This is a genomic window from Pseudoduganella lurida (assembly GCF_007830455.1).
Taxonomy (GTDB): Bacteria; Pseudomonadota; Gammaproteobacteria; order Burkholderiales; family Burkholderiaceae_D; genus Rugamonas; species Rugamonas lurida.
Window position 1 is genome coordinate 251,502 of the sequence record NZ_VLLB01000007.1, and the last position, 24,673, is coordinate 276,174.

Below are 24,673 nucleotides of genomic sequence, written 5' to 3' on the forward strand. Positions count from 1 at the left end.
CTTAATCCAGGGTTTCGATGATGTGCGACAGGTTCGTGTAGATGCACAGCTCGCCGGCGATGGTCAGCGATTTCTTGACCACTTCCGCCGGTGACAGTTCCGTGTTCTCGAACAGCGCCTTGGCGGCAGACTGCGCGTACACGCCGCCCGAGCCGATCGCGCCGATGCCGTCTTCGGGTTCGAGCACGTCGCCATTGCCGGTGATGATGAGCGTCGATTCCGCATCGGCCACCAGCAGCATCGCTTCCAGGCGGCGCAGCACGCGGTCGGTGCGCCAGTCCTTGGCCAGTTCGACGGAAGCGCGCAGCAGGTTGCCCTGGTGTTTTTCCAGCTTGCCCTCGAAGCGGTCGAGCAGCGTGAAGGCGTCGGCCGTGCCGCCGGCGAAGCCGCACAGGACCTTGCCCTGGTACAGCTTGCGCACCTTGCGGGCCGAGCCCTTCATGACGATATTGCCCAGCGTGACCTGGCCATCGCCACCCAGCGCGACCTGTTTGCCGCGCCGGACGGAGAGGATGGTAGTGCCGTGAAATTGTTCCATAGTTGCCTCGAAAAATGACGTGCAAACGTCCAGCCCCGAACATGGGGCTGGGCCGGATGATTGCAAGTCTTGCAGGAAACAGGTGGGCCGCCGGGCCGCGCTCAGTGGAACAACCAGACGGCCAGTACGCCGATCAGCGCCACGGCCACTATCACGACCACCTTGCGCCAGCGCCAGGCCATGATGGCTTCCCCCCGCGCCGTCACTTCCCAGGGTACTTCGCGCAGGCCGGCATGGGAAGCCGCTTCCGACACCAGGCGCAGGTACGTCGCGCGTGGATCGCCGACGAACAGCGGGGTGCCCGTCAGCACGTAGTCGCTGCCGACGGCGCGGCGCGCGACGACGCCCGGCCGCGGCAGCGCCTGCCCGTCGTTGCCGCGCTCTTCATGCAGCGCCAGCGCCTGCAGGCGTGCCGGGCCCAGCACGCCCAGGCACGGTCCCAGCAATGCGGGGGCAGCATCGTACAGCAGCTCGCCCAGTACCAGGCCGGCCCGTCCGTCGACCGGCGCATCGCGCGCATCGATAACGAGATCGGTGGGGCCGGCATAGGAGGCATCCGGCGTCACCAGGCGGCCGCGCCAGCACCCCCGTTCCGGCTGCCAGCTGTCGAGCAGCAGGCCGAGGGCACTCCGCGTGCCGGTGAGCAGGTGGATCTGGCCGGGCGCCGGGACGCGCTGCGCCAGTGCGGCGGCGGCTTCGGCACGCGCGAACAGCAGCAGCGCGTCGGGCGGCACCGCAGTGTCGCGCCAGTCGGCCGCGCTGCCGGTGCCATCCCCGGCACCGTCCCCATCGGCAGCCAGCCGCGCCGCCACGACGGGCAGCGGCGGCGTGAGGGCGTCGTGCTCGGGCGAACCGCTGTCCGGCCCGTCCACTGCCGGCGCTGACGCCATGGCGCACAGGCAGTCCAGCACGATGCGCACGGCCGCGCTGTCGCCAGGGCCCAGGCCGTTTTCGCGCCGCAAGGTGCCAGCCAGCCAGCGCGCCAGCAGGGTATCGGCATGGGCCGGCAGCACGACTTCAGGCGCCGCGCCATGTTTCTCGCTGCCGAAGTGGGCCAGGCCGAGCGCGCCGCCATGGTAGTGCGCCGCCGCCACATGCGGTGCCAGTCGGCGTCGGGGCGTGCAGTAGCCTTGCAGCAGGACGAGCAGATCGGCCGGCAGCGTGCGCAGGAAAGCCGCCGCCGCATCGCGCACCTCGCCGCCCGTGACGCCATACGGGCGCAGCGCCGCATCGTCCTCCGCTGGCAGGGAGCACGGCCAGTCCTCATTGAACACTTCTGCCTCGGGCAAAGGACGGTGCAGCTGGTCCTGCAGGAACCGGCGGAAGCGCTGCCGCAGCACCGCCGCGTCGTCCGGGGCGGCGTCGCACCGCACCAGATACACCCGTTCCATGAACCAGGCGTGCTGCAGCGCATCGAGGGTGTCGGGCAGCCTGGCCGCTTCGTCCGGCCGGTCGCCCTGCAGGAGGGCGAGCACGCGCCGATACAGCTCCTGCCATTCGTCCTGCCGCAGCAGATCGCGGCGCCGCCACAAGGCTTGCACCACGGAGAACGGTTCCATTGGCAGCGTGCTCATCGCGTCAATACCTGTGCGGGAACAGCCGCGCCGGCACGCCCTGCAGCCGCAGCAGCGCGGCCACCAGGTGGTTCAGTCCGCGGAACTCCACGCGGCGGCCGTCCGTCGCCAGTTCGCGCAGCAGCGTGCCCAGCTGGCCGGCGGCGGCGAAATCGATGCGCGCCAGCCGCGAGCAGTCGAACACCAGCGCGCCGGGCTGCGCCGCGTAATCGCGGATCGCAGCGAAGACGGCGGCGGTGCTGCCTTCGATCGTGCGCGGCAGCAGGTAGCGGTCGGCGGCCGGCGCGGCGGCCTGGCGCGGTGCGCTGGCCACCCTGCCCGGGGCGACGAACGGCGGCGGCGACACCTCGAACGTCACGCAGTAGTCCATGCTGGCTTCCTCGAACGCCTTCTCGCGGTTCAGCAGGCGCAGCAGTTCTAGCCACAGCAGCCACGGCGCCTCGCCTTCGTCGCGGCGGCCCACGTCCAGCAGGCCGCGCACGAGCGCCAGCAGTTCGTCGGCACCGGCCAGGATCAGTTCATGGCCGGCCGGCACGCCGCGCAGCGCCTCGAGGAGCAGGATGCAGCCGTCCGGTTCCACCGCCGTGATGCGCGAGAAATCCAGCCGCAACACGGGGCCGGCATCGGCCAGTTCGCGGATGCGCGCCACCTGCGCCGCGGCGCGGTGGTCGAGCACGCCGGCGATGGCTGCTGTCGGCGTGATGCCGCTGTAGGCATGCGCTTCCTCTGCCTGCGCCGGGTTCCATGGCGGCGGCGAGGTTTCAAAGGTGCTGGCGTAATCGATCGACAGGCTGTCGAACGCCCCCTGCTGGTTGCCTGCCTGGTACAGGTCGAACAGCATCCACCAGGCGGTGCGGTCGGCGCCGGCATCGGCCATGCCGGCGGCCAGCAGTTCGCCGGCCGCCTCCGACTGGCCGTTAGCGTACAGGATGGCGGCTTCCTCCACCAGCGGGGCGCGTTCGGCGGCGGCCGCTTCGGCGGGCGTTTCGTCGTCGTCCAGCAGTTCGGTGACGGCCGTGTCGGGCAGTTCGTCATCGGCCGGGACGCGGGCCTGGCGAGGCGGGCGGCGGAAAGCCGGTTCCGGTTCGTTGAAGATGTCGGCCGCCATGGCCGCTTCGATCGCGTCGATCTTCAGCACGGTGGCGCGGGCGAGGTCGCGCTGGCGGTCCAGTGCCGTGGGGTCCGGGCGCAGCCCTTCGCTGTTGGCGGCCAGGCGCGCGTAGGCCTCGTCTGCGTCGACGTTGTCGCTGGAGGAAGTTTTGCGGAAAAGGGAGAACAGTCCCATGCGCTCAGTGTAGCCCAAGGGCAAGATCCAGGCTGGCACTGCTGGATCGGAAACGGGCGGGCAAACAAAAAGAGCATGCCGCGGCATGCTCTTTCGTGGGATATGACCGGTTCAGTCGCCGTACAGTTTCTGTTTCAGCTCGCGGCGCTGCTGCGCTTCCAGCGACAGCGTTGCCGTCGGGCGCGCGATCAGGCGGGGGATGCCGATCGGTTCGCCGGTTTCCTCGCACCAGCCGTAGTCGCCGCTGTCGATCGCCACGATCGACTGCTGCACTTTCTTCAGCAGCTTGCGCTCGCGGTCGCGGGTGCGCAGTTCCAGCGCGTGCTCTTCCTCGATGGTGGCACGGTCGGCCGGGTCCGGGACCAGCACCGTTTCACGCAGGTGCTCGGTGGTTTCGCCGGCGTTTTTCAGCAGTTCTTTTTCCAGCTGCTGCAGCTTGGCCCTGAAAAACGCCTGCTGCGCGGGATTCATGTAGTCCTTGTCGCTCATCGCGAGGATTTCTTCGTCGGTGAGGAGAGGCGCTTCCGCGGGGGTCTTGTTTGTTTTGGTCATGACTTCGCTTACCTTCGATACGTTTTCAAATTCCAGCCGGCAGGCGCCGCGGCCTGGACCGGGCGCGGCCCCACAAAAACCGGGTTAGTTTATACCAGACATTGTTCCAAACCGCGAATAAAGATGTCTTTCGGTAGATTTTTGCCGATAAAGACCATTTTGCTGCCGCGGACGTCGTTTTCCGCCCATTTGGCCCCCAGATCGCTGCCCATCAGCTGGTGCACGCCCTGGAACACCACCTTGCGCTCGGCACCTTCCATCCACAATACGCCTTTGTAGCGCAACATGCGAGGGCCGTACACATTCACGAGGCCGCCCAGGAATTCGTCCAGTTTCTGTGCATCGAACGCTCGCTCGCTGCGGAACGAAAACGCGCTGATCTCATCGGTATGGTGGGCGTGGTGGTGGCTCGGGTGGTCGCAGTGCCCGCCGTGCTCATGACCGTGCTCATGGTCGTGATGGTGTTCGTGCTCATGCTCTTCGGCGGCCAGGAAGTCCGGGTCGATCTCCAGCTTCTCGTTCAGGTTGAAGCCTTTCAGGTCCAGCACTTCCGTGACGGGCGCATTGCCGAAATCGGAACGGCCGATCGGTGCGCGCGGGTTCATGCGGCGGATGCGCGCCGTCAGCGCCTCGATCGCGGCCTCGTCCACCAGGTCCGTTTTCGACAGCAGGATGCGGTCGGCAAAGCCGATCTGGCGCTGCGCTTCCTCGTTGTCGTCCAGCTGCTGCATCGCGTGGCGCGCGTCGACGATGGTGACGATGGCGTCGAGCATGTAGTTGCTGCCCACTTCGTCGTCGACGAAGAAGGTCTGCGCCACCGGGCCCGGATTGGCCAGGCCGGTCGTTTCGATGACCACGCGGTCGAAGGCGATCTCGCCGGCGGCGCGTTTCTTCGCCAGGTCCGACAGGCCGATGACCAAGTCGCCGCGGATGGTGCAGCAGATGCAGCCGTTGTTCATCTCGACGATCTGCTCGCGGCTTTCCTGGACGAGGATCTCGTTGTCGATGTTTTCCTGGCCGAATTCGTTTTCGATGACGGCGATGCGCATGCCGTGCTGCTCGCGCAGGATGCGGTTCAGCAGCGTGGTCTTGCCGGCGCCGAGGAAGCCGGTGAGGATGGTGGTGGGGATGGTGGACATAGCGGTTGCCAAAACAGAATCGGCCGATTATGCCGGAATTCCAAATTCGCTGTCCAATGAGCACCTTGATATGGATCAGCGCCCCGATAATGACTTTACTTTAACTTCGCGCGCGGATGCGCTTTGTCATAGACCTGCGCCAGGTGCTGGAAATCGAGTGCCGTATACACCTGGGTGGACGTGATGCTGGCATGCCCCAGCATTTCCTGCACGGCGCGCAGGTCGCCGGATGATTGCAGCACGTGGGAAGCAAACGAGTGGCGCAGCATGTGCGGGTGCACGTGCAGCGGCGCGCCGGTGGCGAGGGCATGGTTCTTCAGCCGCATCTGCACCACGCGGGGCGACATGCGGGTGCCGCGCGCCGTGAGGAACAGGGCGGCGCCCCCGTCGGACGGGGCCGGACGCACGCCCAGCCAGGCGGCGATGGCGTCCAATGCGGCCTGGCCGACCGGCACGCGGCGCATCTTGCCGCCCTTGCCGGTGACGACCACTTCCCCGTTGCCCGGCTCGAACCAGCCGGCGGAGGCGTCGGTCCTGCCTTCGGCCTTCCGGTACTGCACGTCCAGCCCGCAGAGTTCGGAGACGCGCAGGCCGCTCGAATACAGCAGCTCGAACATCGCCGTATCGCACAGTTCGCTGGGGGTGGGGGCCGCGGCTGCCTTGCGGGACGGCGTGGCGACGAGCTGCACGGCATCGTCGACGGACAGCGCTTTCGGCAGGCCTTTCGCCCGCTTCGGGGCGCGCACGCCCTCGACGGGGTTGGCGGCCAGCGGCGTCTGGTCGGCCAGCCAGCCGAAGAAGCTGCGCCAGCCGGACAGCTTGCGGGCGATCGAGCGGGCCTGCTGGCCACTGGCATGCAGTTTCGCCGTGTAGCGGCGGATGTCGGCATGGCCGATGCTCGTCCAGTCGCGGTGCTCGGCCAGCGTGGCCAGCTCGGCCAGGTCGCGGCCGTAGGCTTCCACGGTGCGCGGCGACAGCTGGCGCTGCGTGGCCAGGTACTGCAGCCAGGCCGCGCGCCAGTCGCCACCGCTCATGTCACCGGGCCTCAGGCCAGCAGGGGTGCCAGCGCCACGCTGGCCGTCTCGCCGATATGCACCAGGAAATCGGTGGCCATCAGCGAGGTGAAGCGTTCCGGATCGGGCGAGCCCATGATCAGCAGGCCGAAGGCCGGGCCTTTCGATTGCGGCGCGCGCAATGCCACGATGACGGCCGATTCGATCGAGCCGGCGTCGTCCAGCCAGCGCACGGCCTCGAAATCGTTGTTGCTGCCGCAGTAGGGCGCCTGCAGGCCGTTGGCGAACAGGCGCGCATCGTCGGACACGCCGGCGGCAAACCATTCGCCGGCATATTGCGCTGCCGGGGTGAACAGGCGCAGCGTGGCGGCCGGCACGCCGAAGCTGCTTTTCAGGCCTTCCGTGATGGCGCGCGGCATGGCGGCCACCTCGCGCTCCTTCAGCAGCGACTGGTTCCAGCTGTGGAAACGGTTGGCGATGGCCTGGTTTTCCTGCGCGTGGCGGTTCAGCTCGGAGAGGCGCAGTTCCAGCGCCTTGTAGCGGTCGCGCATCACTTCCATCTGCCGCTCCTGCAGCGAGACGGCGCGGCCCGTCAGCGGGCTGGACAGCCTGACGTCGCCCAGCAGGCCGGCATGCTCTTCGAAGAAATGGGGATGGTCTGTCAGGTATTGCGCGACAGCGGCGGAATCCAGGGTAGCGGTCATTGGTGTCACATCTAAAGAAACAATGGACATTCTACCTGACCGGTCGTGAAAAAAAGCGCCCCGGCAACCTGCACCCGGGGCGCGCCTTCCCCCTCAGAAGTTGTGGTGTACGCCCAGGGCGTAGTGTTTCTGCGTGACGTCGCTGCGGGCCGTGACGACGAACGGCGTGCGCTTGTGCGACAGGTCCAGGTACAGGTAGGTGCGCGGCGACAGGCTGTATTCGTAGCCTACTGAGGCCTGCTTGGTCTTGAGCACGCCGTCCGGCTTCTTCTGGCCGTAGCCGAGCAGCACCTTGCCGACGCCGACCGTCCAGTTGGCGCCCAGCACCCAGGCATCCGTGTCCGTGTTGATGAACTGGGTGTGGCTCTGGTCCTGGCGCTGGAACGAGGCCATCAGCTTCAGGTCCGGGATCGGCTTGAACGAGGCGGCCACGGACCAGATCTTCGCTTCCACCGCATTGCGCTCGGCCGCCAGCATGGCCGCGAACGGGCCGTTGGTATAGGTGGCGCTGACCGAATACGGATTGTTCGAGGCGTTGGCGTTGGCCGCGTACTGCGGCGCCGTGGTGGTGCCCTTGCCGATCACGGCGGGGCCGCCGTTGGCTTCCTTGGTGGCGACCGTGGCATTGACCTGGAAGCCGTTCCACACGGGCGTGTTGTAGAACACGGCGTTGGAGAAGCGGTTGGCGGAATTGCCCGCCGGGCTGAGCGGATCGCTGGTGTAACCGGCCACCTGCAGGTTGGTTTGGTAGCCGGCCACGTTGGGCAGGCCGGACCACGGCTCGAAGGCCATCACGGATTCCTGGAACGCCGTCAGGCCCCGGCCCAGGCGCAGCGTGCCGAAGTTGCCCTGCAGGCCCACCCGGCTCTGGCCCTGGAACAGGGGCCGGGTATTGTTTTCCAGCGCGCCCGTATCGGGGTCGTAGCGGATCTCCAGCTGGAACAGGGCCTTCAGGCCGCTGCCCAGGTCTTCCACGCCGCGAAAGCCCAGCTTGTTGTTGTCGCGGCGCGTGATCTGCGTCGCATCGTTGGCCACGTGCGTGGTGCGCTGCACGCCGGCATCCACGGTGCCGTAGATGGTCACGGACGACTGGGCGCGGGCACCGCCGGCGGCGCCTGCCAGCGCGAGCACGGCCAGCAGCAACGGCGATCTGGAAGCGGATCTCAAAGGGGATTTCTTCATGGGCTGTTCCTTGTTGGTGACATCGTTCAGGAAGAAGCGGAACGCGGCACGGCGGTGGGCGCATGCCGGCGCTCGACAGGAAAAACCTTAAGCCGTCGCTCCCGCGGCGGTGGGCGATTGGTCGGCTGGGGACGCTACTCTTGGTGAAAAGCGCGATGCCGCGGCGTTCCTGTTGTATTTGTGGAACGCTACTTGTTCGGAAGCTACCGCCTGCCGCGGCGCGAGCGAGGCACCCCGCCTGGCGGGGCCCGGTCCGGGTTGTTTGCGAAGGATCAAGGATGGCCAACCTCGAGCACGCATGGCCACCGTTCGGGACTAGACTGCCTGGTTACGTCCCGTGGTTGTTCGTGTGCGCGGACGAACCGGCGGCCGGCGTCGTACCGGCCGCTGCGATAACAGCAGGGAGACCGACATGGCCAATCGTGAAGTGCTCGCGGTGATCCGCGTCGCGCGCTCGGGAGATGCCGCCAGCCAGCTGCAGCTGGGGCGGCTTTATCTGACGGGGGGCGCCAGCCTGCCGTGCAGCCTGCCCACGGCGCTGTACTGGCTGGCCCGCGCCGCCTCGGGCGGGCTGGACGAAGCCTGGATGCTGATCGGCCGCCATGTGCCGGCCCAATATGCCGGCCATGACCGCGCCGGCGTGCTGGAATGGTACGCACGCGCCAGCGACGCCGGCGTGGTGCAGGCGGCCGTCGCGCTGGGCCAGCTGCTGCTGCAGGAACCGGCGGCGCACCATGCGCTCCTGCGGCAGCGTGCCCGCCGTTCCCTGGAAGCGGCAGCGAACGCCGGCCTGCCGGAAGCGCGGATGCTGCTGCCCCAGCTCCGGCTCGCGCCACCCCGGCCGGCGGCACCGCCACCCTGCTGCGACGCGCTCCCCGTCACGCCGGACGATGATCTGCCGGACCACCCCGCCATCGACGATTCCGCCACGAACCTGCCGCTGGCCCGCGCGCTGCTGCAGGCAGCTCCAGCCGATGCGGCCGCCTGGCAGGGCTCGGGCGCACAGGCCCGCCTGCTGGCACACTGCGCGCGGCATTTGGTAGACAAAGAGGGCATCGCGGCCAACGAGGCGCGGCGCATGCGTGAACTGGCGGCCGTCGGCGGCGACCGCGATGCGCAGCTGGCGCTGGGCCTGCAGCTGGCACACATGGATGAAGCGGGCGGAAGGGTGCCGGGCCATGGCTGCGCCCAGTTCAAGCGCGCGGTGCGCTGGCTGACGCTGGCCGGCGAACAGGGCGTGGCGGCGGCCTGGTTCGTGCTGTCGCGCATTTACGTGAAACCGGAGTTCTCGCAGCGCAGCGTCCGCGAAGCGCGTGCCTGCCTGGAGCGAGCCGCGGCACTGGGCCACGGCGGCGCGCAGCTGGAGTGCGGCCTGCACGCCTGGCGCATGCGCCGCACCAGCGAACAGAACGAAATCTTGGCGGCCTACTGGCTGCAGAAGGCCGCCGCGCAGGGCAGCGCGCGCGCCGGCGGCATGCTGGCGCGCATCGCCCTGCCAGCCAGCGAGAGCGGCTGGGCGGCGCCCCTGCTGCCGCTGCTGACGCGCGAACTGGCCAGCAACCAGCCGCTGCTGGCGGCACGCATCGAGCTGGCCGCCCTGTTCCGGCTCACGCGCGCCGAAGCGCTGCTGCTGGACGTGCCGGCCGCCGACCGGGGCCACTGCCTGGTGATCGACATCCGCGCCAGCCACGGCCGCAGCCGGCGCCGCCTGGTGCTGGTGGAGAATGCGACGCAGCGCCAGGCCCTGGACCGCATCGTGCGCGTCTTCGAGGCGGTCGATTGCAGCCTGGCGGGCCCGGAAGGCAACTACCGGCAGCGGCTGTACCGCTTCAAGGCGTGGCTGCAGTCTGTGCAGGAAGAGGGCGCCTTGCTGGCTGCCTGACCGCCGCATTATGTCCGGCGTCGTGTCCTGGCACTAGGACACGGCCTGAACCGCGGTTGTCCTGGTGCCAGGCACCAGGACACGGACTCGACCATGTCTCGGTGCCTGGCACCAGGACACGGGCTGAACCGCGGTAAACGTCAGACTGTGATCTCGCCCTCGAACACCGTCACGGCGGGACCGGTCAGGTAGACGGGTTCGCCTTCGCCGGCCCAAGCGATCGACAGTTCGCCGCCGCGCGCATCCACGCGCACCGGGGAGTCGAGCAGGCCACGGCGGATGCCGGCCACGGCTGCCGCGCAGGCACCGGTGCCGCAGGCCAGCGTTTCGCCGGCACCCCGTTCGAACACGCGCAGGCGGATGTGGCCGCGATCGAGCACCTGCATGAAGCCGGCGTTGACGCGTTTCGGGAAGTGCGCATGGTGCTCGATCAGCGGGCCGGTCAGCTCCACCGGTGCCGTGTCCACATCGGCCACCACCTGCACCGCGTGCGGGTTCCCCATCGACAGCACGGACAGCAGCACGGTTTCCCGTTCGCCGGCCAGTTCCAGCTGCAGCGGCCACAGCGTGTCGTTGCCTTGCCGTTGCGATTGCAGGCCTTCCGTATCGAACGGCACCCGTTCCGCTTCGAAGATCGGTGCGCCCATGTCCACGGTAACGCTGCCGTCGTCTTCCAGGCGCGGCGCGATGATGCCGGACATCGTCTCGACAGCGATCCTGCGCTGGCTGGTGAGGCCTTTTTCGGCAACGAATTTCACGAAGGCCCGGGCACCGTTGCCGCACTGCTCCACTTCGCCGCCATCGTTGTTGAAGATGCGGTAGCGGAAGTCGCACGACGGGTTCTGCGATTTCTCGACCACCAGCAGCTGGTCCGCGCCGACGCCGAAGCGGCGGTCCGCCAGCGCCTTCCACTGGTCCGCCGTGAAGTCGATCTGCTGGTTGATGGCGTCGATCACGACGAAGTCGTTGCCGGCGCCGTGCATCTTGGTGAATTTGAGTTTCATCGCTTGTTCGAGTAGAAGGAAGGCTCGCCGTTGGGACGCGTCTTGTAGCGTTTGTGGGTCCAGAAGTATTCCGCCGGCGCTTCGCGCACCCGCTCCTCGATGAACTCGTTCATGCGGCGCGTGGCGGCTACCATGTCGGTACCCGGGTAATTGTCCCACACCGGATAGAATTTCACGCGCCAGCCACGGTAATCCGGCAGGAAGGTGGCGATCACCGGCATCACCTGCGCACCCGTCGTGGCGGCGATGCGCGCCGTGGCCGTCAGGGTCGCGGCCGGGACGCCGAAGAAGGGCACGAATTCCGCATCCTTCTCGCCGAAGTCCATATCCGGCAGCATGAAGTAGGGCAGGCGTTCGCGCAAGGCGCGCAGAATGGGCTTGATGCCGTCCTGGCGCGTGAACAGGCGCACCGGCTTGAAGCGGGCCCGTCCGGCACGCAGCACCTCGTCGAACGTGGCGTTCTTCTGCTGCACGTACATCGACGAGGCGGAGGCTTCCATCGCGATCGCGGCGCCGCCCACGTCCAGGCACACGAAGTGCGGGCACAGCAGGATCGTCGGCTTTTCCGTCATTGCGGCGACCGGGATTTCGGCTGGCGGCATGCCTTCACTCGTCTCGATGACGATCAGCCGGCGCAGCCGCGCTTCGGACGCCCACCACAGGATGGCGCGCTCGAACACGCTGCGCGAATAGGCCTGGAAGTGGCGGCGCACCAGACGGCGGCGCGCCGGTTCCGTGAGCTCCGGCATGGCAAGGCGCAGGTTGGTCAGCGCGATCTCGCGGCGCGGCCCCATGATGACGAACAGCAGGCTGCCGACGGCCGCGCCGAAGCGGCCCAGCACCGGCAGCGGCAGCCAGTGCAGCAGCCACATGAACCCCAGCAGCAGCTTCATGCGGCCTCCTGTGCGGCAGACGGACCCGGCACGCCCGGCGGCACCTTGTAGCGGTTGTAGCTCCAGTAGTACTGCGCGGGGCAGTCGGCGATCAGGTCTTCCATCGCCGCGTTGATGGCGCGGGCCTGCTGCGCGTTGTCGCCGTCGAGCGAGCCCGTGAATGGCACGAAGTGGATCAGGAAGCCGCGGCCGTGCGGCAGGCGCTCGGCATACGTCAGCACCACCGGCGCATCGCCGCCCAGTTTCGCCATCTTGGCCGGCAGGGTCATCGTGTAGGCGGGGCGGCCGAAGAAGTCCGCCCACACGCCTTCGCCCTCGCCCGGCACCTGGTCCGGCAAGATGCCCACCGGCTTGCCGGACTTGAGGAACTTGGCCAGCATGCGCACGCCGGACAGGTTGGCCGGCGCCAGCCGCAGCTGGCCACGGGCGCGCGCCACTTCGACCAGCGGCCGCATCGCTTCCTGCTTCGGCGGGCGGTACATCACCATCAGTTCCGTGTCATGCGACACGCGCTGTGCCGTGATCTCGAAGCACCCCAGGTGCGGGGTCAGGAACACGATGCCGCGGCCGGCCGCCAGATGCCGTTCGACGAGCGAGTAGTCCTTGATGAAGACGCGCTTGGCGATGCGCGCATCGGAGGCCAGCCAGATGAACGGCAGCTCGGCGATCGCCTTGCCGGCCTCGGCCACGGCACGGGGCAGGTGCGACGAGAAACCGGCGCGCGCCATGTTCTCGCGCATGCGGCGGCGGTACGACGGGGACAGCAGATACACGATCCAGCCCAGCATGGCGCCGAGGGCGTGCAGCACGGGGAGAGGGAAGACGGAGAAGAAGCGGAAAGTTCTTAACAACATGAGATGTAAAGCAAGGCGTCAGCACAACAGTTCGTGTTGCTCCGCCCAAAATTTTTTGAAGAAGCGTAAAATACCACGTCGTAGTACCCGCCGAGTTAATGACAACTTGCGAGGCGGTATATAAATCTCGCTAAAGCGTCGCAAGCCGGTTGGGTTATTGCGACAATTCTATAACCGTACTGGAGCTTGCATGTCTTCCATCGATTATCTCTTCACCTCCGAATCCGTTTCCGAAGGCCATCCCGACAAGGTTGCCGACCAGATCTCCGACGCCATCCTCGATGCGATCCTCGCGCAAGATCCGACGGCACGCGTCGCCGCGGAAACGCTGTGCAACACGGGCCTCGTGGTGCTGGCAGGTGAAATCACCACGCACGCGAATGTCGATTACATCCAGGTCGCGCGCGAAACCATCAAGAGCATCGGTTACGACAACACCGAGTACGGCATCGACTACAAGGGCTGCGCCGTGCTGGTGGCCTACGACAAGCAGTCGCCCGACATCGCCCAGGGCGTGGACGAAGGCGCCGGCATCGACCTGGACCAGGGCGCCGGCGACCAGGGCCTGATGTTCGGCTACGCCTGCGACGAAACGCCGGAGCTGATGCCGGCCGCGATCTACTATGCGCACCGCCTGGTCGAGCGCCAGTCGCAGCTGCGCAAGGACGGCCGCCTGCCATGGCTGCGTCCGGATGCGAAGTCGCAAGTCACGCTGCGCTATGAAAACGGCCGTCCGGTCGGCGTGCACACCGTCGTGCTGTCGACGCAGCACGCGCCGGAAATGCAGCACGCGCAGATCGAGGAAGCCGTGATCGAGGAGATCATCCGTCCCGTGCTGCCGAAGGAATGGCTGAACGACACGAAGTTCCTGGTCAACCCGACGGGCCGCTTCGTCATCGGCGGTCCGCAGGGCGATTGCGGCCTGACGGGTCGCAAGATCATCGTCGACACGTACGGCGGCGCGGCCCCGCACGGCGGCGGCGCGTTCTCCGGCAAGGATCCGTCGAAGGTCGACCGCTCGGCTGCCTATGCCGCCCGCTACGTGGCGAAGAACGTGGTCGCCGCCGGCCTCGCGCGCCAGTGCCAGGTGCAGGTGTCGTACGCGATCGGCGTGGCCCGGCCGATCAACATCACCGTGTACACCGAAGGCACTGGCGTGATTCCGGACGAGAAGATCGCCGCGCTGGTCCAGGAGCACTTCGACCTGCGCCCGAAAGGCATCGTGCAGATGCTGGACCTGCTGCGCCCGATCTACCGCAAGACGGCCGCCTACGGCCACTTCGGCCGCGAAGAGCCCGAGTTCAGCTGGGAGCGCACCGACAAGGCCGCCGCACTGCGCGCCGCTGCCGGCCTCGCCTAAAAAATTTCCAAAATTCGGGGACTGTCCCCTTTTTTTAGAAATATTTCCAGAAATCGGGGACTGTCCCCTTTTTTAGGAAATATTTCCTGGAATTGAGGTGTGTCCCCGATCTGCTCCGCGGCCGCGGGAAATGGGGATTCACCGAGACCACGTCTATAGGGAGGCCGCACTTCGGGCCGCGGCTGGCCTCGCCTCAAAAGTTTCCAAAAAATGGGGACTGTCCCCGGTTTTTGGAAATATTTCCCGGGATTGAGGTGTGTCCCTTTTCGTGGCGACAGTTCAGTGGGGCGGGTGTGTCGTGGTTGGCGCATCCGTGTGGCATGTATGTGATTATCCGCTCGCGGCTGGTTTTGTTATAAAATGCCGGTTCTTCCGAGGAGCGTTGCGACAGGTGATCGACCTGCCAGGCTCGGACAGTCACAACTGCGCTCACGTCAACTTTTTTCAACACTGAAAGGAGGCGTGATGAACGCCGTACTCAAAGATTCCCAGGATTACATCATCGCGGACATCGGCCTGGCCGCATGGGGCGAAAAAGAAATCAAGATCGCCGAAACGGAAATGCCCGGCCTGATGGCCATCCGTGACGAATACGCCGCCGCGCAGCCGCTGAAGAACGCGCGCATCACCGGCTCGCTGCACATGACCATCCAGACCGCCGTGCTGATCCGCACGCTGGAAGCGCTGGGCGCCCAGGTCCGCTGGGCATCGTGCAATATCTACTCGACGCAGGACCACGCCGCTGCCGCGATCGCCGCCGTCGGCACGCCCGTGTTCGCCGTCAAGGGCGAAACGCTGGACGACTACTGGGACTACACGCACCGCATCTTCGAATGGCCGGGCGAAGGCGTCTACTCGAACATGATCCTCGATGACGGCGGCGATGCCACGCTGCTGCTGCATCTGGGCGCGCGCGCCGAGAAGGACCTCTCCGTGCTGGACAACCCCGGCTCGGAAGAAGAGATCTGCCTGTTCAACTCGATCAAGGCCCGCCTCAAGAAGGATGCCACCTGGTACTCCAAGCGCCTGCCGGAAATCCTGGGCGTGACGGAAGAAACCACCACCGGCGTGCACCGCCTGTACCAGATGCACAAGGAAGGCAAGCTGGCGTTCCCGGCCATCAACGTCAACGACTCCGTCACGAAGTCGAAGTTCGACAACCTGTACGGCTGCCGCGAATCGCTGGTCGACGGCATCAAGCGTGCCACCGACGTAATGATCGCCGGCAAGATCGCCGTCATCGCCGGTTACGGCGACGTGGGCAAGGGTTCGGCACAGGCCATGCGCGCGCTGTCCGCCCAGGTGTGGGTCACCGAGATCGATCCGATCTGCGCGCTGCAGGCCGCGATGGAAGGCTACCGCGTCGTGACGATGGACTATGCTGCTGCGCACGGCGACATCTTCGTCACCTGCACCGGCAACTATCACATCCTGACCGAACAGCACATGCTGGCCATGAAGGACCAGGCCATCGTCTGCAATATCGGCCACTTCGACAACGAGATCGATGTCGCTTCGCTCAAGAAATACGAGTGGGACAACATCAAGCCCCAGGTCGACCACGTGATCTTCCCTGACGGCAAACGCATCATCCTGCTGGCCGAAGGCCGCCTGGTGAACCTGGGCTGTGGCACGGGCCACCCGTCGTACGTGATGAGCTCCTCGTTCGCGAACCAGACGATCGCCCAGATCGAACTGTTCCAGCACAAGGACCGCTACCCGGTCGGCGTCTACACGCTGCCGAAGCACCTGGATGAAAAAGTGGCGCGCCTGCAGCTCAAGAAGCTGAACGCGCAGCTGACGGAGCTGACCGAAGAGCAGGCCGCCTACATCAACGTGCAGGTGACGGGCCCTTACAAGCCGGACCACTACCGCTACTAACCTGGCACCGGCCGGCGCGAGCCGGCCTTTTTTTGCCCGTTTTTTCGAACCTTTTCCCGTTCAAAGGCTTATCTCTATGCGTTTGGTCCTGACCTGGTTGATCAATGCCGCGGCGCTGTTCGCAGTGCCTTACCTGATGCATTCCGTCGACGTCACGAGCGTTGGCGCAGCCCTGATCGCGGCGCTCGTCCTCGGGCTCGTGAATACGCTGATCCGCCCGCTGCTCGTCCTGCTGACCCTGCCCGTGACGGTCCTGTCGCTGGGCCTGTTCATCTTCCTCATCAACGGTTTCACGTTCTGGCTGGTGTCGCAGTTCGTGCCAGGCTTCCACGTGACGGGGTTCTGGGGTGCGGTGGGCGGAGCGTTGCTGTACAGCGTGATTTCGTGGGCCCTTTCTACCCTGTTGCTGAAAGACGCCGATGGCTGACCACAATTTTAGTATCGAATTTTTCCCGCCGAAGACGGTGGAAGGCGCCGAAAAACTGCGCGCCACCCGGGCCAAGCTGGCCGAGCTCCACCCGAAATATTTCTCCGTGACGTTCGGTGCCGGCGGCACCACGCAGCACGGCACGCTCGACACGGTGCTGGAGATCATGGCTTCCGGTGCCGATGCGGCGCCGCACCTGTCCTGCGTGGGCGGCACGCGCGAATCGATCCGCGCCATCCTGAACGAATACAAGGCGAACGGCATCAAGCGCGTGGTGGCGCTGCGTGGCGACCTGCCGAGCGGCTATGGCGCGGGCGGCGAGTTCCGCTATGCCAATGAGCTGGTGGAATTCATGCGCGCCGAGACGGGCGACTGGTTCCACATCGAAGTGGCCGCCTATCCGGAAGTGCACCCGCAGGCGCGCTCGCCGCAGGCCGACCTGGACGCGTTCGTCCGCAAGGTGCAGGCCGGCGCCGATGCCGCCATCACGCAGTATTTTTACAACGCGGATGCGTACTTCCAGTTCGTGGAGTCGGCCGCTGCGGCTGGCGTCAACGTCCCGGTCGTGGCCGGCATCATGCCGATCACGAACTACTCCCAGCTGATGCGTTTCTCCGACATGTGCGGCGCCGAGATCCCCCGCTGGATCCGCCTGAAGCTGGCCAGCTACGGCGACGACACGGCCTCCATCAAGGCATTCGGCCTGGATGTGGTGACGGATCTGTGCGAACGCCTGCTGGAAGGCGGTGCCCCCGGCCTGCATTTCTACAGCATGAACCAGGCGGTGGCCACCACCGCCATCTGGCAGCGGCTGGTGAGATAACCGCCTGCGCGTCTTTTTCGCAACACGAACGCCTTGCCAGGCCAGCACCGGTGCCTGATGTCTGACACCGGCCTCATCGGTGTCAGACACTGGTTTTCTGCAAACTCCACTCTAGCGCCTACCCGACTCCACCGAGAAATATTTCCAAAAATCGGGGACAGTCCCCTTTTTCAGGAAATATTTCCAAAAAACGGGGACAGTCCCCATTTTTTGGAAACTTTCAGCCGGCCTCGGTGATGATCCGGTCCAGTGCCACATCGTGCCCGTCGCTGTCGAAATCGGCGGCGAGGCACGAATAGGCGATGCCGATCGTGGCAGGGCGGGGGGCGTGCTCCAGCGTGCGGTCATAAAAACCGCCGCCGTAACCGAGCCGGTAGCCCTGCGCGTTGTACCCAAGGCAGGGCACCAGCAGTGCCGGCGGCGTGGGCTGCAGGCGCAGCGCGGCGGGGATGGCAATGCCCATCGCATCCTTCACCATCGCTTCACCGGGCTGCCACTCGGCAAACGCCAGCGGTGCATCCCGTTCCAGCACCACCGGCAGCAGCAGCTGCCCGCCCAGTGCCGTCATTTCCCCGAACACATGATGCAGGTCCGGCTCGTCGCGCAGCGGCCAGTAGACACCCAGCGCGGGCCGGTTCACGTCGCGCCACCAGGCCAGGACATGCTCGCCCAGCGCGCGGTCCCAGGCCGCCCGCGTGGCCGGATCGAGCGAGCGGCGCGCGGCCAGCAATTGCCTGCGGAGCGCGGCCTTGTCCGGGGTTGCCGCCGGGGGCGTGCCGGGCTGTAGCCCCGCGGGCAGCCGTGTTATTCTAGGGTCGCTGGTCATATCATCCACATGAGAGTCGTATCTTGATTTCCCCGTTGAAATGGATAGCCGGCGCCCTGATCGCGCTCGGTTGCGCCGCCACTCCGCTGGCAATCCCGCAGGACCTGGGCGACAGCCGCAAGGAAGACGATGCCTTCCTGCTGCTGCGCGATTCCGTACGCCGCGATGACGCGACGAAATCGGAATTCTACGCAGCCCGGCTGACCAACTACGCCATCCCTTCCTACGTCGACTATTATCGGCTGAAATCGCATTTCCGCGATGCCAGCACGAGCGAGATCCTCGACTTCCTGAAACGCTACGAAGGCCAGGCGATCGTCGACCGCCTGCGCAACGACTGGCTGCTGGAACTGGGCCGCAAGCGCGACTGGGCCCTGTTCGACCAGCAGCTGCCCCTGTTCGTGCTGAACGACGACCTGCAGGTCAAATGCTACGCGCTGCTGTCGCGCCTGGCGAAAGGCGAGAACGTGGCCGCCGAAGCGCGGGCGCTGCTGGTCGCGCCGGCGAACTATGGCGACGGCTGCAGCGCGCTGATCGCCTCGCTGGCGCAGACCGGCCAGTTCACGCCGGAAGACCTGTGGGCGCAGGTGCGCCTGGCCGGCGAAACGAATGCCACGGGTCCCGCGCGCCGCACCATCATGCTGCTGAACGGCTCCGACAAGCAGGTGGCGCAGGCCATCGATACGCCTGCGCTGGTGCTGGCCAAGGGTGCCGGTACCAGCCGCGTCGACCACGAGGTGTTCCTGATCGCGCTGGGCCGCGCCGCCCGCACCAGCGTCAAGCTGTCCGTGCTGGCGCTGCAGAAGGCGCTGCCCCGCTTGACGCCGCAGGAGCAGGCGATCGGCTGGGCCAATATCGCGCTGCCCGCCTCGTATGTGCTGGCGGACGACACGTCGGACTACTGGCGCCGCGCGAACGGCGCGCCGCTTTCGATCGACCAGCACCAGTGGCGCACCCGCTACGCGCTGCGCGAGGGGAACTGGAAGAACGTGCGCGACTACATCGCCGCCATGCCCGCGCAGTTGCGCCAGGATCCGACGTGGGTCTACTGGCAGGCCCGCACGTCGGTCGCGCTGGCCGGCGGCAGCATGACGCCGGAAGCGCAGTTCCTGTACCAGAGCATTGCCGCGCGCGAGGATTACTACGGCCTGCTGGCCGCCGAGGAGCTGGGCCGCACCGTGACGATTCCTGCCGCCGGCGCGCCCGTCACGCAGGCCGAGATCGCGGCCGTGGCGGCCAGCCCCGGCTTCCAGCGCGCGCTGAAGTTCTTCGACCTGCGCCTGCGCTTCGAGGGCACGCGCGAATGGAACTGGGAGCTGCGCCGCATGTCGGACCGCGAACTGATCGCGGCCGCCGAATTCGCGCGCCAGAACCATATCCTGGACCGCATGGTCTACACCTCCGAACGCACCCGTGCGCTGGCCGACTACACGCACCGCTATCCGGCCCCGCATGACGACATCATGCAGAACACCACCCGCACGCTGGGCCTGGACCGCGCCTGGGTGTATGGCCTGATCCGCCAGGAGTCGCGCTTCATCATGACGGCGCAGTCGAGCGCCGGCGCGTCTGGCCTGATGCAGGTGATGCCGTCCACCGGCCGCTGGGTCGCCAACAAGATCGGCCTGACGAACTTCGTGCAGGAGATGCTGACGGACGTGCGCACCAATATCCTGCTGGGCGCGAACTACATGAACATGGTCCTGGGCAGCATGGACGGCTCGCAGGTGCTGGCCACCGCCGCGTACAATGCGGGCCCGGGCCGCCTGCGCTCGTGGCGCGGCGCGCTGACGAAGCCGATGGATTCGACCATCTTCATCGAGTCGATCCCGTACCTGGAAACCCGCACGTATGTCAAAAACGTGATGACCAACGCCACCTACTATGCCGCGCTGTTCGAAGGCCACCCGCAGTCGCTGAAGTCGCGCCTGGGCACCGTCACGCCGAAGGGCTACAGCGCGCAGGAACAGCAGCAGACGACGTTCTCGAGCCGCTGAGCTTTCACTTTCCATCCCATGCAAACCTACGAACTCGATCCCACCCTGAGCCAGACCTTGGCCAACGCACGCCAGCCCGGCCTGACGCTCGTCATCGGCAACAAGAATTCCTCGTCCTGGTCGATGCGGCCCTGGGTGGCGCTGGCAGCCTTCAACATCCCGTTCACCGAAGTGCGCGTGCTGCTGGACCAGCAGGACACGGCCAACAACATCGCCAAATACACCTACAGCGGCCGCGTGCCGGTGCTGCTGGCGGGCGACATCACCATCTGGGATAGCCTGGCGATCTGCGAGTATCTCGCCGAGCAGTTCCCGGACGAGCACCTGTGGCCGCAGGATGTGGCGGCGCGCGCGATGGCCCGTTCCGTCTGCGCCGAGATGCACTCCAGCTTTGCCAGCCTGCGCAGCACGATGAGCATGAACATCCGCGCCAGCCTGCCGGGCCGCGGCCGCACGCCGGACACGCAGGCCGATATCGGCCGCATCAGCGAGATCTGGGAAGAGTGCCTGTCCCGCTTCGGCCACAACGAATTCCTGTTCGGCGACTTCACGATCGCCGATGCGTTCTTCGCCCCCGTCGTGATGCGCTTCAAAACGTATGGCGTGGCGCTGCCGCCGGCGCTGTCGGCCTACTGCGACCGCATGTGCAGCCATCCGGCCGTGGCGCGCTGGGTCGCCGAGGCGCTGGCCGAAACCGAGCGCGCAGAAAAACACGAAGACTGACATGAAGACGTATGTGGTGGGCGGTGCCGTCCGCGACGAGCTGCTCGGATTGCCCGTCAAGGACCGCGATTACGTGGTCGTCGGCGCCACGCCGGACGAGATGGTGGCACAGGGCTTCCGCGCCGTCGGCAAGGATTTTCCCGTCTTCCTGCATCCGGAAACGCAGGCCGAATATGCGCTGGCGCGCACCGAGCGCAAGACGGCGCCCGGCTACAAAGGCTTCGTGTTCCATACCGCGCCCGATGTGACGCTGGAAGAAGACCTGGTGCGCCGCGACCTGACGATCAACGCCATGGCCCGCGCCGACGATGGCACGCTCACCGATCCGTTCGACGGCCAGGGCGATGTCGCACGGCGCGTGTTCCGCCACGTGTCCGATGCCTTTGCCGAAGATCCGGTACGCATCCTGCGCATTGCCCGCTTCGCCGCGCGCTACCCCGAATTTACCGTGGCGCCGGAAACGAATGCGCTGATGCGCCGGATGGTCGACGAGGGGGAGGTCGATGCGCTGGTGCCGGAACGCGTGTGGCAGGAGCTGTCGCGCGGGCTGATGGAGCGCCAGCCGTCGCGCATGCTGCAGGTGCTGCGGGACTGCGGCGCGCTTGCGCGCATCGTGCCGGAGCTGGACCGCCTGTGGGGTATTCCCCAGCCCGAGAAATGGCATCCGGAGGTCGACACCGGCATCCACATTGAGCAGGTGGCCGACTATGCGGCCAGCCAGCGCTACGAGCTGCCGGTGCGTTTCGCGGCGCTGCTGCACGACCTGGGCAAGGGCATTACCCCATCCGAACAGTGGCCTTCCCATCATGGACACGAAGGACTCGGCGTGGCGCTGGTGAAGGACGTGTGCGCGCGCCTGAAAGTGCCGACCGAATGCCGCGACCTGGCCGTGTTGGCCGCACGCGAGCATGGCAACGTCGCGCGCGCGCTGGAACTGCGCTGCCGGACGGTCGTCAAGCTGTTCGAGCGCAGCGATGCGTTCCGCAAGCCGGCCCGTTTCCTCCAGTTGCTGCTGGTGTCCGAATGCGATGCGCGCGGTCGTATCGGCCCCACCGGCAGCTTTGCCGAGGCACCGTTCCCACAGCGCGCCCACCTGGAGCTGGCGCTGGCCGCCGCCCGTGGCGTCAATGCCGGCGAGATCGCGCAGGCCTGCACCGACCGGCCGGATCGCATCCCGGACCTGGTGCGCAATGCCCGCGTGCGCGCCGTCAGCGTCGCGCTGGCGCGGCCGGACGAAGCCGATGACAGTGATGTCGCCGGGGATGGGACCAGCGCAGGGGCCGGTGAAGAAGGCAGTGCCGCAGCTGGCGGAGCGAGCGCAGGAGCCGGCAAGGCCGCCTGATGAACCGCCTGAACCTGTTCCGCAACCCGCTCAACCGCTGGCTGGGCCGCGAGGAAGCCCGGCCCACGGTGCCGGTGAAGGAACTGCGCGAACGGGACCGCCGGCGCATGGTGCGTCACTTCCTGCTGCTGGAAGGGCGCGACCGGGTGCTGCGTTTCGGGTCGCTGCTGTCGGACGAGCAGGTGACGAAGTACGTTGCCGGCATCGACTTCAAGCGCGACATGGTGTTCGGCGTCTACAACCGCATGTTCCGGCTGGTGGCCGTGGGCCACCTGGCGTTCGCGCCGCGCGAACCGGCGAAGGAGGGCGTCACGGCAAAGGCGCGCGTGGCGGAATTCGGCGTCTCCGTGCTCAAGTCCGCGCGGGGTCTCGGCATCGGCTCGAAGCTGTTCGAGCGGGCCGGCATCGTCTGCCGCAACAACGATGTCGACACGCTGTACATGCACTGCCTGTCCTCGAACCAGGTGATGATGCACATCGCGAAAAAGGCCGGCATGGCCATCGAGCGCGAGCACGGCGAGGCCGATGCCTACCTGAAGCTGCTCCCGGCCGACCCGTCCAGCGTCATGCGCGAGGCCATGCAGGAGCAGCTCGCCACGCTGGACTACGCGCTGAAAGCCAACGTCCGCCGCGCCACCAAGTTGTGGGAACGGCTGCCCCGCCGCAAGAAGCCCGACAACAGCTGAGTTCGTGTCCACCATGGGGTCTGACCCCGACACGGACACGGCCTCAACCTTGAAACCACTGCAAATCGGCCAGAACTGCTGAGCTCGTGTCTATGTCGGGGTCTGACCCCAAGGTGGACACGAGCTCATCATTAGTCAGACCAGCGGCAGCGCGGTGGTGTCCTTGATGCGCTGCAGGGCGAAGCTGGATTTGACGTCCAGCACGGCCGGATGGTGCAGCAGCGTGGCCATCATGAAGCGCGAGAAGTGGTCCATGTCTTCCACGTGCACGCGCAGCAGGAAGTCCATCTCGCCCGTCATGGCATAGCAGGCCACCACTTCCGGCCACTGGCCGACGGCCACGGAGAAGTCCTCGCGGGGCGAGACGGTGCCGGGCAGGGCGCCCAGCGCGCGGGCCGTGCTGGTGGCCACGGCGGCGGCGTCGCTGTGCTTTTCCAGCCGCACATTCACATAGGCCAGCAGGCCGAGGCCGATCTTGTCCGGGTCGAGCAGCGCCACGTACTGGCGGATCACCCCTTCCTCTTCCAGCCGCTTGATGCGGCGCAGACATGGCGACGGCGACAGGCTCACCTGCTCGGCCACGTCCTGGTTCGACAGCCGGCCATCCTCCTGCAGGATGGACAGAATCTTGCGGTCGGTTTTGTCGAGCGCGATCTTGGTCATGAAATCTCCATTTGGTCCTCTGATGCGCAATTTTATTGCTTGATCAGGGGATGCGCAGCAAATGTTTGCAATTTAATGCCGGCCGTGGAGGCCTATACTTTTCGGCATTACATAAAAAGGAGACAGGCATGCAATTCACGCCATGGGACAACCCGATGGGCACCGACGGTTTCGAGTTCGTCGAGTTCGCCGCGCCCGACCCGCAGGCGCTCGGTGCGCTGTTCGAGAACATGGGATTCACGGCCATCGCCCGCCACCGCACGAAGAACGTCACGCTGTACCGCCAGGGCGAGATCAACTTCATCATCAATGCCGAGCAGGATTCGTTCGCGCAGCGTTTCGCGCGCCAGCATGGCCCGTCCGTGTGCGCCATCGCGATCCGCGTCGATGATGCCGCCTACGTCTACAACAAGGCGCTCGAGATGGGCGCCTGGGGCTTCGACAACAAGACGGGCCCGATGGAGCTGAACATCCCCGCCATCAAGGGCGTGGGCGATTCGCTGCTGTACCTCGTCGACCGCTGGCGCGGCAAGAATGCCGACAAGGGCGTCAGCCCCGGCAGCATCGGCGACATCAGCATCTACGATGCCGACTTCGTGGCGATTCCCGGCGTCGACCCGCACCCGGTCGGCAATGGCCTGACCTATATCGACCACCTGACGCACAACGTCTACCGCGGCCGCATGGGCGAATGGTCCGGCTTCTACGAGCGCCTGTTCAACTTCCGCGAGATCCGCTACTTCGACATCACCGGCAAGCTGACGGGCCTGAAATCGAAGGCGATGACTTCGCCCTGCGGCAAGATCCGCATCCCCATCAACGAATCGTCGGACGACAAGTCGCAGATCGCCGAGTACCTGAACGAGTACCACGGCGAAGGCATCCAGCACATCGCGCTGGGCACGGAGGACATCTACACGTCGGTGCAGGGCATGCGCGACAGCGGCATCGCCTTCCAGGATACGATCGAAACCTACTACGAGCTGGTCAACCGCCGCCTGCCGAACCATGGCGAGAACCTCGAGGAACTGCGCCGTCTGCGGCTGCTGATCGACGGCCAGGCCAACAGTGCTGGCGAAAACGGCGAAGCGCAGCGCGAACTGCTGCTGCAGATCTTCACGCAGAACGTGATCGGGCCGATCTTCTTCGAGATCATCCAGCGCAAGGGTGACCAGGGCTTCGGCGAAGGCAATTTCCGCGCGCTGTTCGAATCGATCGAGCTCGATCAGATCCGCCGCGGCGTACTGGAGGATCCCGCCAGCACGGCCGCGTAAACAAACCAGCGCCGGTAGCGCCTCGTCAGAAGGCGCACCGGCAGTGCAGCA

Annotated in this window: 23 protein-coding genes and 1 riboswitch; of the genes, 10 read left to right on the forward strand and 13 right to left on the reverse strand. The window is 66.3% G+C overall.

Annotated elements, in window-relative coordinates; genetic code table 11:
• Position 1: 1 nt before the first annotated feature.
• From hslV to IP91_RS19770, 8 genes are all read right to left on the reverse strand, one after another.
• Positions 2 to 538 (reverse strand): ATP-dependent protease subunit HslV, encoded by a 537-nt coding sequence (gene hslV, locus IP91_RS19735; protein ID WP_145651075.1) that lies wholly within the window; start codon positions 536 to 538, stop codon positions 2 to 4.
• A gap of 101 nt (positions 539 to 639) precedes the next feature.
• Positions 640 to 2,112 (reverse strand): hypothetical protein, encoded by a 1,473-nt coding sequence (locus tag IP91_RS19740; protein WP_145651078.1) that lies wholly within the window; start codon positions 2,110 to 2,112, stop codon positions 640 to 642.
• Positions 2,113 to 2,116: 4 nt separating this feature from the next.
• Complete coding sequence (locus tag IP91_RS19745; protein WP_229474699.1) at positions 2,117 to 3,415, reverse strand: STAS domain-containing protein; 1,299 nt, start codon at positions 3,413 to 3,415, stop codon at positions 2,117 to 2,119.
• Between the two features lie 93 nt (positions 3,416 to 3,508).
• Positions 3,509 to 3,949, reverse strand: coding sequence for an RNA polymerase-binding protein DksA (gene dksA / locus IP91_RS19750; protein WP_145651081.1), 441 nt, complete (start codon positions 3,947 to 3,949; stop codon positions 3,509 to 3,511).
• A gap of 89 nt (positions 3,950 to 4,038) precedes the next feature.
• Positions 4,039 to 5,088, reverse strand: a complete 1,050-nt coding sequence (locus IP91_RS19755) for a CobW family GTP-binding protein (RefSeq protein WP_145651086.1) — start codon at positions 5,086 to 5,088, stop codon at positions 4,039 to 4,041.
• Between the two features lie 95 nt (positions 5,089 to 5,183).
• Complete coding sequence (locus IP91_RS19760) at positions 5,184 to 6,122, reverse strand: tyrosine recombinase XerC (protein ID WP_145651090.1); 939 nt, start codon at positions 6,120 to 6,122, stop codon at positions 5,184 to 5,186.
• An 11-nt stretch (positions 6,123 to 6,133) separates the two neighbouring features.
• Positions 6,134 to 6,805 carry a DUF484 family protein gene (locus IP91_RS19765; RefSeq protein ID WP_145651095.1) on the reverse strand — a complete coding sequence of 224 codons (672 nt, stop codon included), beginning with the start codon at positions 6,803 to 6,805 and terminating at the stop codon, positions 6,134 to 6,136.
• A 93-nt stretch (positions 6,806 to 6,898) separates the two neighbouring features.
• Entirely contained in the window at positions 6,899 to 7,987 is a 1,089-nt protein-coding gene (locus tag IP91_RS19770; protein ID WP_145651100.1) for a porin, read from the reverse strand.
• Positions 7,988 to 8,399: 412 nt separating this feature from the next.
• Here IP91_RS19770 and IP91_RS19775 point away from each other — a divergent pair, with 412 nt between their 5' ends.
• A complete protein-coding gene (locus IP91_RS19775; protein WP_145651104.1) occupies positions 8,400 to 9,869 on the forward strand; it encodes an SEL1-like repeat protein in 1,470 nt (489 codons plus the stop codon).
• 140 nt (positions 9,870 to 10,009) lie between these two features.
• On the opposite strand, the gene dapF is transcribed toward IP91_RS19775, so the two are convergent.
• Genes dapF through IP91_RS19790 form a run of 3 tightly spaced genes read right to left on the reverse strand, consistent with a single transcriptional unit; the run spans position 10,010 to position 12,620 of the window.
• Entirely contained in the window at positions 10,010 to 10,873 is an 864-nt protein-coding gene (gene dapF, locus IP91_RS19780; RefSeq protein WP_145651108.1) for a diaminopimelate epimerase, read from the reverse strand.
• Positions 10,870 to 11,766, reverse strand: a complete 897-nt coding sequence (locus IP91_RS19785; protein ID WP_145651110.1) for an LpxL/LpxP family acyltransferase — start codon at positions 11,764 to 11,766, stop codon at positions 10,870 to 10,872. The genes dapF and IP91_RS19785 overlap by 4 nt, the downstream gene beginning before the upstream one ends.
• On the reverse strand, positions 11,763 to 12,620 hold the full coding sequence (locus tag IP91_RS19790) for a lysophospholipid acyltransferase family protein (RefSeq protein ID WP_145651114.1): 858 nt from the start codon (positions 12,618 to 12,620) through the stop codon (positions 11,763 to 11,765). Before IP91_RS19790 ends, IP91_RS19785 begins: the two co-directional genes overlap by 4 nt.
• A gap of 190 nt (positions 12,621 to 12,810) precedes the next feature.
• Between IP91_RS19790 and metK the strand changes: the two genes are divergently transcribed.
• The 4 genes from metK to metF all read left to right on the forward strand — a co-directional run bounded on the left by metK (position 12,811) and on the right by metF (position 17,111).
• The gene (metK, locus tag IP91_RS19795) at positions 12,811 to 13,980 is read left to right on the forward strand and encodes a methionine adenosyltransferase (RefSeq protein WP_145651117.1); all 1,170 of its coding nucleotides are present in this window, start codon (positions 12,811 to 12,813) and stop codon (positions 13,978 to 13,980) included.
• A 368-nt stretch (positions 13,981 to 14,348) separates the two neighbouring features.
• Positions 14,349 to 14,418, forward strand: a riboswitch (S-adenosyl-L-homocysteine riboswitch).
• Positions 14,419 to 14,445: 27 nt separating this feature from the next.
• Positions 14,446 to 15,861: an adenosylhomocysteinase gene (gene ahcY, locus IP91_RS19800; protein ID WP_145651120.1), complete on the forward strand. Its 1,416-nt coding sequence runs from the start codon at positions 14,446 to 14,448 to the stop codon at positions 15,859 to 15,861.
• Positions 15,862 to 15,937: 76 nt separating this feature from the next.
• Complete coding sequence (locus tag IP91_RS19805) at positions 15,938 to 16,288, forward strand: phage holin family protein (protein WP_145651124.1); 351 nt, start codon at positions 15,938 to 15,940, stop codon at positions 16,286 to 16,288.
• Positions 16,281 to 17,111, forward strand: coding sequence for a methylenetetrahydrofolate reductase [NAD(P)H] (gene metF, locus IP91_RS19810; RefSeq protein ID WP_145651128.1), 831 nt, complete (start codon positions 16,281 to 16,283; stop codon positions 17,109 to 17,111). Before IP91_RS19805 ends, metF begins: the two co-directional genes overlap by 8 nt.
• A gap of 220 nt (positions 17,112 to 17,331) precedes the next feature.
• Here metF and IP91_RS19815 read toward each other — a convergent pair whose 3' ends face one another.
• Positions 17,332 to 17,937, reverse strand: a complete 606-nt coding sequence (locus IP91_RS19815; RefSeq protein WP_145651133.1) for a 5-formyltetrahydrofolate cyclo-ligase — start codon at positions 17,935 to 17,937, stop codon at positions 17,332 to 17,334.
• 35 nt (positions 17,938 to 17,972) lie between these two features.
• Between IP91_RS19815 and IP91_RS19820 the strand changes: the two genes are divergently transcribed.
• From IP91_RS19820 to IP91_RS19835, 4 genes are read left to right on the forward strand one after another with little or no spacing between them, the layout of a single operon-like run.
• Positions 17,973 to 19,934: a lytic transglycosylase domain-containing protein gene (locus IP91_RS19820; RefSeq protein ID WP_229474701.1), complete on the forward strand. Its 1,962-nt coding sequence runs from the start codon at positions 17,973 to 17,975 to the stop codon at positions 19,932 to 19,934.
• 18 nt (positions 19,935 to 19,952) lie between these two features.
• On the forward strand, positions 19,953 to 20,657 hold the full coding sequence (locus tag IP91_RS19825; protein WP_145651139.1) for a glutathione S-transferase family protein: 705 nt from the start codon (positions 19,953 to 19,955) through the stop codon (positions 20,655 to 20,657).
• A gap of 1 nt (position 20,658) precedes the next feature.
• Positions 20,659 to 21,999, forward strand: a complete 1,341-nt coding sequence (locus IP91_RS19830; protein ID WP_145651144.1) for a multifunctional CCA addition/repair protein — start codon at positions 20,659 to 20,661, stop codon at positions 21,997 to 21,999.
• Complete coding sequence (locus IP91_RS19835) at positions 21,999 to 22,685, forward strand: GNAT family N-acetyltransferase (protein ID WP_145651149.1); 687 nt, start codon at positions 21,999 to 22,001, stop codon at positions 22,683 to 22,685. Before IP91_RS19830 ends, IP91_RS19835 begins: the two co-directional genes overlap by 1 nt.
• A gap of 135 nt (positions 22,686 to 22,820) precedes the next feature.
• On the opposite strand, the gene IP91_RS19840 is transcribed toward IP91_RS19835, so the two are convergent.
• Positions 22,821 to 23,348: an Lrp/AsnC family transcriptional regulator gene (locus IP91_RS19840; protein WP_145651153.1), complete on the reverse strand. Its 528-nt coding sequence runs from the start codon at positions 23,346 to 23,348 to the stop codon at positions 22,821 to 22,823.
• A gap of 128 nt (positions 23,349 to 23,476) precedes the next feature.
• Between IP91_RS19840 and hppD the strand changes: the two genes are divergently transcribed.
• Entirely contained in the window at positions 23,477 to 24,622 is a 1,146-nt protein-coding gene (gene hppD, locus IP91_RS19845) for a 4-hydroxyphenylpyruvate dioxygenase (protein ID WP_145651157.1), read from the forward strand.
• Positions 24,623 to 24,673 lie beyond the last annotated feature (51 nt).